This is a genomic window from Streptomyces sp. GLSS-08, assembly GCF_056387915.1.
The window spans coordinates 1-13,889 of sequence record NZ_JBWJAQ010000017.1 but is presented as its reverse complement, the minus strand read 5'-3'; the positions used below and the strand labels follow the sequence as shown (position 1 = coordinate 13,889).

13 protein-coding genes are annotated in these 13,889 nt (G+C 72.8%); 5 read left to right on the top strand and 8 right to left on the bottom strand.

Going from position 1 to position 13,889, the window contains the following annotated elements:
• Positions 1 to 93 precede the first annotated feature (93 nt).
• Complete coding sequence (locus AC0ZLC_RS26295) at positions 94 to 729, bottom strand: uridine kinase family protein (protein WP_476754433.1); 636 nt, start codon at positions 727 to 729, stop codon at positions 94 to 96.
• Positions 730 to 856: 127 nt separating this feature from the next.
• Between AC0ZLC_RS26295 and AC0ZLC_RS26290 the strand changes: the two genes are divergently transcribed.
• Positions 857 to 1,258 carry a hypothetical protein gene (locus tag AC0ZLC_RS26290; RefSeq protein WP_476754432.1) on the top strand — a complete coding sequence of 134 codons (402 nt, stop codon included), beginning with the start codon at positions 857 to 859 and terminating at the stop codon, positions 1,256 to 1,258.
• 116 nt (positions 1,259 to 1,374) lie between these two features.
• On the opposite strand, the gene AC0ZLC_RS26285 is transcribed toward AC0ZLC_RS26290, so the two are convergent.
• Genes AC0ZLC_RS26285 through deoC form a run of 3 tightly spaced genes read right to left on the bottom strand, consistent with a single transcriptional unit; the run spans position 1,375 to position 4,695 of the window.
• Positions 1,375 to 2,262, bottom strand: coding sequence for an aldehyde dehydrogenase family protein (locus AC0ZLC_RS26285; protein ID WP_476754431.1), 888 nt, complete (start codon positions 2,260 to 2,262; stop codon positions 1,375 to 1,377).
• Positions 2,255 to 3,733 (bottom strand): aldehyde dehydrogenase family protein, encoded by a 1,479-nt coding sequence (locus tag AC0ZLC_RS26280; RefSeq protein ID WP_476754430.1) that lies wholly within the window; start codon positions 3,731 to 3,733, stop codon positions 2,255 to 2,257. Before AC0ZLC_RS26280 ends, AC0ZLC_RS26285 begins: the two co-directional genes overlap by 8 nt.
• Before the next feature lie 5 nt (positions 3,734 to 3,738).
• Positions 3,739 to 4,695 carry a deoxyribose-phosphate aldolase gene (gene deoC / locus AC0ZLC_RS26275; RefSeq protein ID WP_476754520.1) on the bottom strand — a complete coding sequence of 319 codons (957 nt, stop codon included), beginning with the start codon at positions 4,693 to 4,695 and terminating at the stop codon, positions 3,739 to 3,741.
• 112 nt (positions 4,696 to 4,807) lie between these two features.
• On the opposite strand from deoC, the gene AC0ZLC_RS26270 reads away from it, so the two are divergent.
• A complete protein-coding gene (locus AC0ZLC_RS26270; protein ID WP_476754429.1) occupies positions 4,808 to 5,449 on the top strand; it encodes a PH domain-containing protein in 642 nt (213 codons plus the stop codon).
• 208 nt (positions 5,450 to 5,657) lie between these two features.
• The gene (locus tag AC0ZLC_RS26265; protein ID WP_476754428.1) at positions 5,658 to 7,316 is read left to right on the top strand and encodes a hypothetical protein; all 1,659 of its coding nucleotides are present in this window, start codon (positions 5,658 to 5,660) and stop codon (positions 7,314 to 7,316) included.
• Between the two features lie 102 nt (positions 7,317 to 7,418).
• Here the strand turns inward: AC0ZLC_RS26265 and AC0ZLC_RS26260 are convergent, their stop codons facing one another.
• The 3 genes from AC0ZLC_RS26260 to AC0ZLC_RS26250 all read right to left on the bottom strand — a co-directional run bounded on the left by AC0ZLC_RS26260 (position 7,419) and on the right by AC0ZLC_RS26250 (position 10,632).
• A complete protein-coding gene (locus tag AC0ZLC_RS26260; RefSeq protein ID WP_476754427.1) occupies positions 7,419 to 9,050 on the bottom strand; it encodes a phospho-sugar mutase in 1,632 nt (543 codons plus the stop codon).
• Positions 9,051 to 9,210: 160 nt separating this feature from the next.
• A complete protein-coding gene (locus AC0ZLC_RS26255; RefSeq protein ID WP_358854923.1) occupies positions 9,211 to 10,035 on the bottom strand; it encodes a purine-nucleoside phosphorylase in 825 nt (274 codons plus the stop codon).
• A 159-nt stretch (positions 10,036 to 10,194) separates the two neighbouring features.
• The gene (locus AC0ZLC_RS26250; protein WP_121405665.1) at positions 10,195 to 10,632 is read right to left on the bottom strand and encodes a gamma-glutamylcyclotransferase family protein; all 438 of its coding nucleotides are present in this window, start codon (positions 10,630 to 10,632) and stop codon (positions 10,195 to 10,197) included.
• Positions 10,633 to 10,737: 105 nt separating this feature from the next.
• Between AC0ZLC_RS26250 and AC0ZLC_RS26245 the strand changes: the two genes are divergently transcribed.
• Both AC0ZLC_RS26245 and AC0ZLC_RS26240 read left to right on the top strand, forming a co-directional pair.
• The gene (locus AC0ZLC_RS26245; RefSeq protein ID WP_476754426.1) at positions 10,738 to 12,186 is read left to right on the top strand and encodes an NAD(P)H-quinone dehydrogenase; all 1,449 of its coding nucleotides are present in this window, start codon (positions 10,738 to 10,740) and stop codon (positions 12,184 to 12,186) included.
• A gap of 224 nt (positions 12,187 to 12,410) precedes the next feature.
• On the top strand, positions 12,411 to 13,391 hold the full coding sequence (locus AC0ZLC_RS26240; protein WP_476754425.1) for a DeoR/GlpR family DNA-binding transcription regulator: 981 nt from the start codon (positions 12,411 to 12,413) through the stop codon (positions 13,389 to 13,391).
• Between the two features lie 376 nt (positions 13,392 to 13,767).
• On the opposite strand, the gene AC0ZLC_RS26235 is transcribed toward AC0ZLC_RS26240, so the two are convergent.
• The coding region (locus tag AC0ZLC_RS26235; protein WP_476754519.1) for an acyl-CoA carboxylase biotin carboxyl carrier protein subunit at positions 13,768 to 13,889 on the bottom strand (122 nt) is incomplete at its 5' end.

The window sequence follows — 13,889 nt, the reverse complement described above, 5'->3', positions numbered from 1 at the left end:
GGACCACGGGGGAAAGCACGGGGGAGCACGGAAGAGCGGGACTGGAGGGCCGGGGGGTCCTTCCGGTCCCGCTTTCGTGTGCGCGGGAAGGGGCTACGCCGGGCTCCTGGCGTCCGCGCAACGGCCCGCCGCCGCGCCCGCCAGCCGCCCCAGCGCCTCGTCGCGGTCGCACGCGTACGCGCCCAGTGACGTCTGCCGGGCCACGATAGTCCGCTCGGCGCGCATCAGCCGCCAGCCGCGGCGCAGCAGGAAAGGCACGGACTTGCGGCCCTCCCTGAGATCGCGCAGGAAGCGCCGGCGGAAGGTGGTGAGGGGGCCCCGGGTCAGGCACAGGGCGTCGGCCAGGACGCCGAGTTCGCGGCAGCGCCCGACGATCTCGGCGGCGAAGATGCCCTCGGCGATGAACAGCGGGGTCCGGTCGATGTGGAGCGTCTCCGTGCCGGTGCGGGCGCTCAGCGAGAGGTCGTACACGGGGACGGTCGTACGGCCCGTGCGGCACAGCTCCGTGATGGCGGCGACCGCGGTGTCCGCGTCCCAGGACAGCGGGTGGTCCCAGTCGATGTCGGAACTCCCCTCCACCTGGGGCAGGGTCGGGTCCGTGCCCTCCTTGTAGAAGTCGTCGAGCCGCAGCACGGGCAGGCCCGAACGGGCGGCGAGGAGGGACTTGCCGGAGCCGGACGGGCCGGAGAGCAGCACGACCCGGGCGGGTATGGGCGGATGGGAACTCACGAGAGTCCAGTGTGAGGCATCGGGCGCCCCCGGCGGACCCCGCGGGTCGGCGTTGGAGCGCACATCACACCTCAACTACCCTACGTGTCGACCCGATTACCTTGAGCACCAGAAGGCGGCACCAGCCATGGCTCGACACGCACTCCTGAACACCCCGACCGCCCGGCGCGCCCTGGTGGCCCTCGCGACGGCGGGTGCGGCGCTCGGGGCGGGGGCCTCCACGGCCGCCGCGGAGACCCAGGACGTTCTCGGGGTGGCGCACACCCGGCCCACCTCGCTCGGCAACGTCGATCCCCAGGCGGGGCTGGCGTCGGCGACCGGGATGGTCCAGTACGTCACGGGTCCCGTCGAGGGACTGAAGCCCAACCCGCTCGCCGGCACGGGCGTCGACCCGCTCGACAACGGCGTCGGCACCCAGCTGGGCGACTTCCGGCCGCTGTCCTCGACGGCGCTGACGGGGCCGGTGGCGCAGGCGCCGTCGGTGGGCAGCATCCCGGTGGTCGGGCAGGTGACCGGACTGCTGCACTGACAGGAGGAGAGCCGCGCTCCCCCCGGACGGAGGGGAAGCGCGGCTCTCCGGCAGGAGGGACCCCGGGGGCGGGAGCCGGGGTCCCGGGGCCGTGCCGGCCCCGGCCCGGTGGCGGCTCAGTACGAGGAGCCGGACGCGCCCAGTGAACCCGTCGGGTGCCAGACCGTCTTGGTCTCCAGGAACGCCGTGAGCCGCTCGATGCCCGGCGTCCGCGCGTAATCCACAGGCTGTGGACGCAGGACGCGCTTCAGGTTGTCCGCGGCGGCGACCTCCAGCTCCTTCGCCAGCGCCTCGTCGGCGCCCGCCAGGTCGATCGCGTTGACGTCCTGGTGCGCGGCCAGCGGCGCGGCGATCTCCGCCGTCCGGCCGGAGAGGATGTTGACCACACCGCCGGGCAGGTCGGAGGTGGCCAGCACCTCACCGAGGGAGAGCGCCGGCAGCGGCGACTTCTCGGAGGCGACGACGACGGCGGTGTTGCCCGTCGCGATGACCGGGGCGATGACGGAGACCAGGCCGAGGAACGACGACTGCTGGGGCGCCAGGACCGCCACCACGCCCGTCGGTTCCGGCGTGGACAGGTTGAAGAACGGGCCCGCCACCGGGTTGCCGCCGCCGACCACCTGGGCGATCTTGTCGGTCCAGCCCGCGTACCAGACCCAGCGGTCGATGGTGGCCTCCACCTGGTCGGCCGCCCTGGACTTCGACAGCCCCTCGGCGTCGGCCACCTCGTGGACGAACTGGCCCTTGCGGCCCTCCAGCATCTCCGCGACGCGGTAGAGGATCTGGCCGCGGTTGTACGCGGTCGCCCCCGACCAGCCGCCGAACGCCTTGCGGGCGGCCACCACGGCGTCCCGGGCGTCCTTGCGGGAGGACTGCGGCGCGTTGGCCAGCCACTTGCCCTTCGGGTCTGTCACCTCGTACACCCGGCCGCTCTCGGAACGCGGGAACTTCCCGCCGACGTACAGCTTGTAGGTCTTGAACACCGACAGTCGCGCATCAGACATCGAGGTACGCCTCCAGGCCGTGGCGGCCGCCCTCGCGGCCGAAGCCCGACTCCTTGTAGCCGCCGAAGGGCGACGTCGGGTCGAACTTGTTGAACGTGTTGGACCAGATGACGCCCGCGCGGAGTTTGCCCGCCACCGCGAGGATGCGGGAGCCCTTCTCCGTCCAGATGCCGGCGGACAGGCCGTACTGGCTGTTGTTGGCCTTCGCCACGGCCTCGTCCGGAGTGCGGAACGTGAGCACGGACAGCACCGGGCCGAAGATCTCGTCGCGGGCGACGGTGTGCGCCTGGGTGACGTTCGTGAAGAGCGTCGGGGCGAACCAGTAGCCGGCGGACGGCAGTTCGCAGGCCGGGGACCAGCGCTCGGCGCCCTCGGCCTCGCCCTGCTCGGTGAGCGTGGTGATGCGCGCCAGCTGCTCGGCGGAGTTGATCGCGCCGATGTCCGTGTTCTTGTCGAGCGGGTCGCCGAGGCGCAGCGTCGACAGGCGCCGCTTGAGCGAGTCGAGCAGCTCGTCGTGGATCGACTCCTGGACGAGGAGGCGCGAGCCCGCGCAGCAGACCTGGCCCTGGTTGAAGAAGATGCCGGTGACGATGCCCTCGACGGCCTGGTCGACGGGGGCGTCGTCGAAGACGATGTTCGCGCCCTTGCCGCCCAGTTCGAGGGTGGCCTTCTTCTTCGTGCCCGCGATCTGGCGGGCGATGGCCTTGCCGACCGCGGTCGAGCCGGTGAACGCGACCTTGTTCACGTCCGGGTGCCCGACGAGCGCGGCGCCCGTGTCGCCGTATCCCGGGAGGATGTTGACGACACCCCGGGGCAGGCCCGCCTGGCGGCAGATGTCCGCGAAGAACAGGGCCGACAGCGGGGTGGTCTCCGCGGGCTTCAGCACGACCGTGTTGCCGGTGGCGAGCGCCGGGGCGATCTTCCACGCGAGCATCAGCAGCGGGAAGTTCCACGGGATGATCTGGCCGGCCACGCCGAGCGGGCGCGGGTGCGCGCCGCTGTGCCCCTCGGTCGTCCGCCGGCCGAACCCGGCGTGTTCGAGCTTGTCGGCCCAGCCCGCGTAGTAGAAGAAGTGCGCGGCGACCAGGGGGAGGTCCGCGTCGCGGGTCTCCCGGATGGGCTTGCCGTTGTCCAGCGTCTCCAGGACGGCCAGCTCACGGCTGCGCTCCTGGATGATCCGCGCGATGCGGAAGAGGTACTTGGCGCGCTCGGAGCCGGGCAGCGCGGACCACTTCTCGAAGGCCCGGCGGGCGGCCTTCACGGCACGGTCGACGTCCTCGGCGCCCGCCTGCGCCACCTCGGAGAGGACCTCCTCGGTGGACGGGCTGACCGTCTTGAAGACCCTGCCGTCGGCGGCCTCGGTGAACTCGCCGTCGATGAACAGGCCGTAGGACGGCGCGATGTCGACGACCGCGCGGGACTCGGGCGCCGGTGCGTACTCGAATGCGGATGACCGCTTCTCGATGGTCATGGTGATCAGTCCACCGTCACGTAGTCGGGGCCGGAGTAGCGGCCGGTGGCCAGCTTCTGACGCTGCATCAACAGGTCGTTCAGGAGCGAGGACGCGCCGAAGCGGAACCAGTGGTTGTCCAGCCAGTCCTCGCCCGCGGTCTCGTTGACCACGACCAGGAACTTGATGGCGTCCTTGGAGGTGCGGATACCGCCGGCGGGCTTCACGCCGACCTGGATGCCGGTCTGCGCCCGGAAGTCGCGGACCGCCTCCAGCATGAGCAGCGTGTTCGCGGGCGTCGCGTTCACCGCGACCTTGCCCGTCGAGGTCTTGATGAAGTCGGCGCCGGCCAGCATCCCGAGCCACGAGGCCCGCCGGATGTTGTCGTACGTCGACAGCTCGCCGGTCTCGAAGATGACCTTCAGGCGGGCGGCGCCCGAGGCCTCCTTCACGGCGACGATCTCCTCGTACACCTTCATGAAGTCGCCCGCGAGGAACGCGCCCCGGTCGATGACCATGTCGATCTCGTCGGCGCCCGCGGCGACCGCGTCGCGCACGTCGGCCAGCTTCACGTCGAGCGCGGCACGTCCGGCAGGGAACGCGGTCGCCACGGAGGCGACCTTCACCCCGGAACCGGCGACGGCCTCCTTGGCGGTGGCCACCATGTCGGGATAGACGCAGACGGCGGCGGTACTGGGGGCCGACCGGTCCGTCGGGTCCGGACGGACCGCCTTGGCGCCGAGCGCCCGGACCTTGCCCGGGGTGTCCGCGCCTTCCAGCGTCGTCAGGTCGACCATCGAGATGGCGAGGTCGATGGCGTACGCCTTCGCCGTGGTCTTGATGGAGCGGGTGCCGAGGGAGGCGGCACGCGCCTCCAGGCCGACCGCGTCGACGCCGGGCAGCCCGTGGAGGAAGCGGCGCAGCGTGCTGTCGGACGCGGCGACGTCCGTGAGTGCATGAGCAGCGGATGCAGTGGTGGGCATGGTCACGACCTGAGCATATCTACGCGCGTAGCGGCTGTACACCCCACGGGGTCGAAGTGACCTCGGCCACCGGGGACGGGCGCGGCCGCCACTGTCGGGCACAATCGGGGCCATGACGACCCCGGACCACCAGTCTCCCGCACCGGACGCCGCGCACCCAGAGCCGAGCGACCGGATCCACCGGTCGGCCGCGGGTATCGCGGGCGGCGTGCTCCTGCTCGCCATCGCCGGCTGGCTCGGCGTCGACGCGCTGATCACCGGGCACGGGCGCGCGCCCTGGCTGGCGCTCGCCTCGCTGATCCTGCTCGTCCCGCTGGTGGTCGCCTTCACGCTGCGCCCCGCCGTCTTCGCGAACCAGGACCGGCTGCGGGTGCGCAACCCGTTCCGGGTGATCGTGCTGCCCTGGGGCACCGTCGGCTCGCTGCGCTCCGGTTACTCCAACGAGGTCGTCGACACGTCCGGCACCAAGTACCAGCTGTGGGCCGTGCCCGTCTCCCTGCGCGCCCGCAAGCGGGCCGCCAGGCGGCAGACCCGCAACGCCGCCGCGGACACCAGCGGCCGCACGTCCGCCGTCACGGCCGAGCCGGTCCGTGCGCAGGCCGACCAGATCATGGACGACCTCCGGGTACTCGCCGAGGACCGGGGAGCCGCGCAGAGCGCCCAGGGCGAGGTCGGCGTGCGGTGGGCGTACGAGGTGATCGCCCCGGCGATCGCGGGGGCGGTGCTGCTCGCCATCCTGGTGGCGATGGGGTGACGGCCGTCCGCTCCTGGCGGGGCGGGTGCCGTGATGTGCTGCGGGGACGGTTTCCGGGGCGCGTACGGGCGGCGGCCGAACGGTGTTCGTGCACCCGCTCGCAGGCGTGCGTCCCGGTGGCCGCGTCCCTGAAAGGGGGCGGGCGGTCGTACCGCACCGGCCCGTGTCCGCGGGCAACCGAGCCCGCGAGCGGAGCGTCTGGGAGACGATGAACACGCATCTCGAGGAGCCCGCGCGGCTGCCCGCGTCCGCCCTTCCCGACGGCTGCCGTGACTGGGACGGCGAGCAGGCCCGCCGCTGGACGCGGGCCCTGCCCCCGCGCTGGGTGCCGTCGCGGGTCCTGGCGCGCTTCCACCTGACACCGAGCGTCCTCGTCCTGGTCGCGGGCTGCTTCCTGCCTCCGCTCGCGGACGCCCGCTCCTACGTCGTCGCGCTGCTCGCCTGCCACGTCGTCTGGGTGGCGGTGCGGCCCGAGGTCGTACCGGTCGCTGCTCCCGTGCTCGCCGTCGTCGTGCTCACGCAGCAGCCCCGGCCGGCCTGGGCGGTGACCGGGCCGCTGCTCGCGGTGCTGGCGCTGACCTGCGTGGCGGCCGTCGTACGGCTGCGGGCCCGGGCGGGCCAGCGCGCGGCGGCGCTGGCCGCGGCCGGCGGCGTGACGGCGCCGCGGCCGGACAAGGACTGGCCGCTGGAGCGCGGGAAGTTCCTCATCGCCGCCGGGCTCCTCCTGGCGGCGCTCGGCGGTGTCGTAGCGGCGACGGCGGACGTCTGGGACCTCGTCGACGACCCCCGGCTGTCCCGCACGGCCGGCTGGTACGCCGTCGCTCTGGGGCTGACGACGTTCCTCTCCGGCCGCCTGGGCCGGAGCCGGACCGCCGCGCTGCGCGACTCCCCGATACCGGTACTGCGCGTGCTCGTGCGCGACGACGGCACCGGGGACACGGACGTCTTCGCCGCGGACGATCCGCAGGCACGAAGGCCGCTGTTCACCGTCGCCCTGCGCGAACTGCCCGACGACGACGAGGACGAGGACGACGAGGACGACGAGGACGAGGCCGAACGGCTGGAGGACCTCCTCGACGGTCTCGACGTCCCGGGTCCCCTGCGCGAGGCCGTCCTGCACGGGGTGCCCTGCGACGGCGCCGAGATCCTCCTCGTCGCCGCCGGGGAGGAACCGGACGAGCCGCCGTCCGTGGCCTGGTCGACGGGCCCGGTGCGCCCGCTGTCGGAGGGTGCCGCACGGCGCCGGTCCGCCGCGCTGAGGCGGTCCGCGGCCCGCGACGCGCAGGACGAGGAGCGGCGCACGGCGGCGGCCGCGGCCGTGGCAACCCCGGACTCCGTACCGGTACCGGTACGGCGCTGGAGCGCGGGGTGGTGGGACCGCCTCGGCGCCGTCGGTCTCGTGCTGCTCGGCTGCTGCGTCCTCCTCGGCCAGGACGGCCTCTGGCGCTACGTCCTCGGTGCGCTGATCGGCCTGGTGGGCGTGCTGTCGCTGCCCCGCAAGCTCGCCTGGCGCATCACCGCCGACAGCTCAGGGCTGTGGCTCAGCGGACTGCGCCGCGTCCAGTACGTCGCCTGGGACCACATCCGGGTGGTCCAGTGCCGGGAGACCGTGCTGAGGGTGGACAGCCACCGGGCGTCCTTCCCCGGGTGGACGGTCCACGGCCCGCGGCTGCCGTGGCTGGAACGCCGGCTGGGCCGGATTCACCCGTACGAGAGGGCGGCCGCCGAGATCACCGCCATGTGGCACGACCCCGCGCTGCGGCCGGCCGGCACGTGCGGCGAACGGCAGCGGGGGCGACGGCTCTGGCCTCTGAGCGTGTTCCTCGCGGCGGCCTGGGCGGCGGTGGTGGTCTTCCTGCTTTCTTAGAGCCCGCTCGGATCGGGTCACCGGGTGCCGTCGCGGAGTGGGCGAAGCCCCGGCCCGGATGGTCCGGGGCCGGGGCTTCGCGCCGTCGTGCGGGGCGGTGACTCAGATGCCGGCCGCAGCCGACAGGTCCTGCTTGATCATCGCCAGCAGGCCGGTCGCCCTGGTGCGCGCCTCGGGCAGGTCGGCGTGGCCGGCGACCGGCACCACGACCTCCAGGTAGCACTTCAGCTTCGGCTCCGTGCCGCTCGGGCGGACGATCACCCGGGCCCCGTCCAGCGTGTACCGCAGTCCGTCCGTCGGCGGGAGCGCCGCCGTGCCCCGCGTCAGGTCCTCGGCCGTCTCGACCGTCAGGCCCGCGAGCCGCGTCGGCGGCTGTTCACGCAGGCGCCGCATCGCGCTCGCGATGACCGAGAGGTCCTCCACCCGGACGGAGAGCTGGTCGGTGGCGTGCAGACCGTACTCGACGGCGATGTCGTCGAGGAGGTCGAGCAGCGTGCGGCCCCGCTCCTTGAGCTCGGAGGCCAGCTCCGTGACGGCGAGGGCGGCTGTGATGCCGTCCTTGTCGCGTACGCCCTCGGGGTCGACGCAGTAGCCCAGCGCCTCCTCGTACCCGTACCGCAGGTCCTCGACGCGGGCGATCCACTTGAAGCCGGTCAGCGTCTCCTCGTACCGGACGCCCGCCTTCTCGGCGATCCGGCCGAGGAGCGAGGACGACACGATCGACTCGGCGAACGTGCCGCGCACGCCCCTGCGGACCAGGTGCTCGGCGAGCAGCGCGCCGACCTCGTCGCCCCGGAGCATGCGCCAGTCGGCGCCGTCCTTGACGGCCACGGCACAGCGGTCGGCGTCCGGGTCGTTCGCGATGATCAGGTCCGGCTCGCTCTCGCGCGCCTTCGCGAAGGCCAGGTCCATCGCGCCCGGCTCCTCCGGGTTCGGGAACGCGACCGTCGGGAAGTCCGGATCGGGTTCCGCCTGCTCGGCGACGAGTACGGGCTCCGGGAAGCCGGCCCGGGCGAAGGCGCCCAGCAGGGTCTCCTTGCCGACGCCGTGCATCGCCGTGTAGACGGTGCGGGCCGTGCGCGGTGAGCCGGGCGCGAGTACGGCGTCCGTACGGGCCAGGTAGGCGTCCAGGACGCTGTCGTCGAGGGTCTCCCAGCCGCTGTCCGGGCGCGGCACGTCGGCCAGGGAGCGCACGGCGTCGATCCGGGCCGCGATCTGCGCGTCGGCCGGCGGGACGATCTGCGAACCGTCGCCCAGGTAGACCTTGTAGCCGTTGTCGCGCGGCGGGTTGTGGCTGGCGGTGACCTCCACACCCGCGACCGCCCCGAGGTGCCGTATGGCGAAGGCCAGGACGGGCGTGGGCAGCGGCCGGGGGAGCACGGCGGCCCGCAGGCCCGCGCCCGTCATCACGGCCGCGGTGTCGCGGGCGAAGTCGGCGGACTTGTGGCGGGCGTCGTAGCCGATGACGACGAGGCCGTCGGTGCTGCCCTGCGCCTTCAGGTACGCGGCGAGGCCCGCGGCCGCCCGGATGACCACGGAGCGGTTCATGCGCATCGGACCCGCGCCGAGCTCGCCCCGCAGGCCGGCGGTGCCGAACTGGAGGGTGCCGCCGAAGCGTGCGGCGAGCTCGGTGACGTCCCCAACCTCGATGAGCTTGGCGAGTTCCTCGCGGGTCTCCGCGTCGGGGTCCTCGGCCAGCCATGCCTCGGCCCGTGCGATGAGTTCGTCCTGCACGTGGGGTCAACCTCTCGTCTTCGTCTGCGTCGTACGTTGCCTTGTACCCCGGGGAGCCACTGTTCCCCTAGCGCTCACTCGCCGGGCCCCGTCCGGCCCGTCCGTCCCGTCCGGCCCGGACGGCCTCGACTCGGACGGGGCCGGGGCGGCGCCGCGGGGGTCAGATGCGGTCCAGCACCCGGGTGAGGAGCGCGCCCATGCGGGCGGCGGAGTCGCGGCCTGCCTGGAGGACCTCCTCGTGGTTGAGGGGCTCGCCCGTCATCCCGGCGGCGAGGTTGGTGACGAGGGAGATGCCGAGCACCTCCGCACCCGCCTCACGCGCGGCGATCGCCTCGAGGACGGTCGACATGCCGACCAGGTCCGCGCCGATGACGCGGGCCATCCGGATCTCGGCAGGCGTCTCGTAGTGCGGGCCGGGGAACTGGGCGTAGACGCCCTCCTCCAGGCTGGCGTCGACCTCCTTGCACAGGGCGCGCAGCCGCGGCGAGTACAGGTCGGTGAGGTCCACGAAGTTCGCGCCGACGATCGGCGAGGTGGCCGTCAGGTTGAGGTGGTCGCTGATGAGGACCGGCTGGCCGGGGCGCATGCCCTCGCGCAGGCCGCCGCAGCCGTTGGTGAGCACGATGGTCTTGCAGCCGGCGGCCACGGCGGTCCTGACGCCGTGTGCGACGGCGGCGACGCCGCGGCCCTCGTAGTAGTGCGTGCGGCCCAGGAAGACCAGCGCCCGCTTGCCGCCGATGCGGTACGAGCGGATCTTGCCGCCGTGTCCCTCGACCACCGGCGGCGGGAAGCCGGGCAGCTCGGTGACCTGGAACTCGGCCTCGGGGACGCCGAGGGCGTCCACGGCCGGAGCCCAGCCGGAGCCCATCACGAGGGCGACGTCGTGGGTCTCGGCGCCCGTCAGTTCGCGCAGGCGCGCGGCGGCGGCGTCGGCGGCGGCGTAGGGGTCGCCCTGGATGTCGTCCGGAAGAAGAGATGCGTTCACGCGCATGAGGGTAGCCGGTCCGGGCCTACGCGCGTAGATGACAGAGCTCACGGTCCTGCGATCGTTGTCTTGTCGTTTCCGGCGAACGGAGGGACGAGGGGCGGCGGCGATGCCGCGGAGCGCCTTGGGCACAGGGCCCGACCGCCCCGGCGCAGGCGCTCAGCAGGGGCGCTTGCGGAGTTCCATGACGTAGTCGTGCGGCGCGCCGGCCGACTCCGCCGCGTCGGCGATCTCACCCAGGTACCTGGCCGACGGCAGTCCGCCCTCATACCCGTTCAGCACGTACACCCACGCGGGTTCCTCGCCCTCCAGGGTGTGCACCCGCACGCGCATACGGCGGTATATGTCGAGGCCGACGCCCTCCCAGCGGTCCATCGAGTCCTCGTCCAGCGGCGCGACGTCGTACAGCGCCACGAACACCTGGGAACGCGGTGCCTCGACGATCGTCGCCAGCGCGCCCTCCCAGCCCATGTGCTCACCGGCGAAAGTCAGCCGCCAGCCGTTCAGCCAGCCGGTGGCGCGCAGCGGCGAGTGCGGGGCGCGGCGCGTCATCAGCCGCGGGTCGAGATTGCCGGCGTACGCGGCGTAGAGCGACATGGGGTCGAGGGTACGGCAGCGACGACCGACCTCCCGTGTAACAGAAGTCCCTCGAATGCACGGACGGCGGCCCCCGGGCGGAAGCACCTTGGCGCGTGCGGGACAATGGAGTACGTGACTCGGATCGTGATCATCGGTGGCGGACCCGGCGGATACGAGGCGGCCCTGGTGGCCGCCCAACTCGGCGCGGAGGTGACCGTCGTCGACTGCGACGGTCTGGGCGGGGCGTCGGTGCTCACCGACTGCGTGCCGTCGAAGACCCTTATCGCGACGGCCGAGGTGATGACCACCTTCGACTCGTCGTACGAGGAACTCGGCATCATCGTCGCCGACGACACCCCGCCGCTGGAGCAGGCCGCCCGGGTGGTGGGGGTCGACCTCGGCAAGGTCAACCGCCGGGTGAAGCGGCTCGCCCTCGCCCAGTCCCACGACATCACCGCCTCCGTGACCAGGGCCGGGGCACGCGTGCTGCGCGGTCGCGGTCGCCTCGACGGGCAGCAGGCCATGGACGGCTCGCGCAAGGTCGTCGTACGGGCCGTCGACGGGAGCGAGGAGACCCTCGTCGCGGACGCGGTGCTCATCGCGACCGGCGGGCACCCCCGTGAGCTGCCCGACGCGCAGCCGGACGGGGAGCGGATCCTGAACTGGACCCAGGTCTACGACCTCGACGAGCTTCCCGAGGAGCTCATCGTGGTCGGCTCCGGTGTCACCGGTGCCGAGTTCGCCGGCGCCTATCAGGCGCTCGGGTCACGCGTCACGCTCGTTTCCAGCCGTGATCGCGTGCTGCCGGGCGAGGACCCGGACGCCGCGGCCGTGCTGGAGGACGTCTTCCGGCGCCGCGGCATGAACGTCATGGCCCGTTCGCGCGCGCAGGCCGCCAAGCGGGTGGGCGACCGGGTCGAGGTCACGCTCGCCGACGGACGGGTCATCACCGGGTCGCACTGTCTGATGGCCGTCGGCGCCGTCCCGAACTCCACCGGCATGGGGCTCGAGGAGGCCGGGGTCAAGGTCAAGGAGTCCGGGCACATCTGGACCGACAAGGTGTCCCGGACGACTGCTCCCGGTGTCTACGCCGCCGGGGACGTGACCGGGGTCTTCGCCCTCGCCTCCGTGGCCGCCATGCAGGGCCGCATCGCGATGTACCACTTCCTCGGTGACGCGGTCACCCCGCTGAACCTGAAGACGGTGTCGTCGAACGTCTTCACCGACCCCGAGATCGCGACCGTCGGGTACACCCAGGCCGACGTCGACGGCGGCAAGATCGACGCGCGCTTCGTCAAGCTGCCGCTGCTGCGCAACCCCCGCGCCAAGATGCAGGGCATCCGCGACGGTTTCGTCAAGATCTTCTGCCGGCCGGGTACGGGGATCGTGGTCGGCGGTGTCGTCGTCGCGCCGCGCGCGTCGGAGCTCATCCACCCGATCTCGCTCGCGGTCGACAACAACCTGACCGTCGAACAGGTGGCGAAGGCGTTCACGGTGTATCCGTCCCTGTCGGGGTCGATCGCCGAAGTGGCCCGGCAGTTGCACACCCGGAAGAGTGCGGACGAGGGCTGACGCCGGCTGGCGCGGGCGCCGGGGGCGGACACGGGGCGTCCGCCCCGGACGCGGTCCGGCCGGGGGCGGACACGGGCGGGGGCGGACACGGGCGGGCGAAGGTGAACGACGGGTGACGGGCCGGAGTGGCGCGTATACCACTCCTTGTCCTGCTGTGCGAACAACTTCTGCTATTCGGCGCAAACTGCTGAAAGCAGACGGTCGTTGGGGTTACTGTCAGTTTCGTGTTCGCTGCAGAACGTCGCCAATTGATCCTCGAAATGGTGCGAGCGAACGGGGCCGTGTCGCTCCGTGAGCTCGCCCGCGTCGTCCAGACCTCCGAAGTGACCGTACGGCGGGACGTGCGCGCACTGGAGGCAGAAGGACTCCTCGACCGCCGGCACGGCGGTGCGGTATTGCCGGGCGGGTTCACGCGGGAGTCCGGCTTTCCGCAGAAATCGCATCTCGCGACCGCCGAGAAGACGGCCATCGCCGATCTCGCCGCGGGTCTCGTCGAAGAGGGCGAGGCCATCGTGGTGGGGGCGGGAACCACCACCCAGGAGCTGGCCCGCCGGCTCGCCCGGGTGCCCGGTCTGACCGTCGTCACCAACTCGCTGCTGGTGGCCCAGGCGCTGGCCCATGCCAACCGCGTGGAGGTCGTGATGACCGGCGGCACCCTGCGGGGTTCCAACTACGCCCTCGTCGGCAGCGGGGCCGAGCAGTCCCTCCAGGGGCTCCGGGTGTCGCGGGCCTTCCTCTCGGGGAGCGGTCTGACCGCCGAGCGCGGGCTGTCGACGTCCAACATGCTGTCGGCGTCCGTCGACCGCGCGCTCGTGCAGGCGGCCGGGGAGGTCGTGGTCCTCGCCGATCACACCAAGCTCGGCACGGACACGATGTTCCAGACCGTGCCGACGGAGCTGATCACCCGGCTGGTGACCGACGAGCCGCCGGCGCACGACGACCGGGCGGCCACGGAGTTGCAGGCCCTGGCCGACCAGGGGGTGCAGATCGCGGTGGCCGGGTCGGCGTCCTCGGCGTCCTCCACGAACGGCGGGGGTGGCGCGGGGGGTGATCCGGGCCCGGCGGGGCGTCAGTCACGCCGGGACATGCCGTTGCCCGGGCCGCGGCGGGGGCAGGTGCCGGGGGCGCAGTTGCGGAGCGCGACCGTGCTGGGGGAGCAGGCTCCGGGGGAGCGGGCTCGGGTGGCCGATTTACGTCGTCGCTGACGGATTCTGGCGGGGCGCCTTGACCGGGGTGCCTGCGCCCGGGGTGCCTGCGCCCCGGGGGCGCCTTGACCGGGGGTGCCTGTGCCCGGGGGTGCCTGTGCCTGGGGGCCTCGTGGGAATGCCTTGGCCCGGTGGGTGGGTCGGGGCCGCGCCGGTGCATCCGCCCGTTGCATGTCGGGCGTGCGGGTTGGTGAGGGGGTGGACGGGGTTGTCTGCCCGACCTGCAACGGGCATGTGATGTACCGGCACGGCCCCTTCTGTGGGAGGGCGGGTGCGGGTCGTGTCGGCTCGGGTGCGGACAGGCGTGCCGATGGGCGGTGACGCAGAAGCGCCCGGCACCCTGTGAACAGGGGCCGGGCGCTTTCTGGTGTCGGGGTCAGTCCTTGATGTCGCAGATGGGGGCGCCGGAGGTGAGGGAGGCGCCGATTTCGGCGGTGAGGCTTTTGATGGTGCCGGAGCGGTGGGCGTTGAGGGGCTGTTCCATTTTCATGGCTTCGA

Excerpts from the sequence above, each read along its gene's own strand:
- AC0ZLC_RS26245 (WP_476754426.1), top strand. The coding sequence starts at position 10,738 with ATGGAGTACGTGACTCGGATCGTGATCATCGGTGGCGGACCCGGCGGA.
- AC0ZLC_RS26265 (WP_476754428.1), top strand. The coding sequence starts at position 5,658 with ATGAACACGCATCTCGAGGAGCCCGCGCGGCTGCCCGCGTCCGCCCTT.
- AC0ZLC_RS26280 (WP_476754430.1), bottom strand. The coding sequence starts at position 3,733 with ATGACCATCGAGAAGCGGTCATCCGCATTCGAGTACGCACCGGCGCCC.
- AC0ZLC_RS26290 (WP_476754432.1), top strand. The coding sequence starts at position 857 with ATGGCTCGACACGCACTCCTGAACACCCCGACCGCCCGGCGCGCCCTG.
- AC0ZLC_RS26250 (WP_121405665.1), bottom strand. The coding sequence starts at position 10,632 with ATGTCGCTCTACGCCGCGTACGCCGGCAATCTCGACCCGCGGCTGATG.
- AC0ZLC_RS26285 (WP_476754431.1), bottom strand. The coding sequence starts at position 2,262 with ATGTCTGATGCGCGACTGTCGGTGTTCAAGACCTACAAGCTGTACGTC.
- deoC (WP_476754520.1), bottom strand. The coding sequence starts at position 4,695 with ATGCCCACCACTGCATCCGCTGCTCATGCACTCACGGACGTCGCCGCG.
- AC0ZLC_RS26270 (WP_476754429.1), top strand. The coding sequence starts at position 4,808 with ATGACGACCCCGGACCACCAGTCTCCCGCACCGGACGCCGCGCACCCA.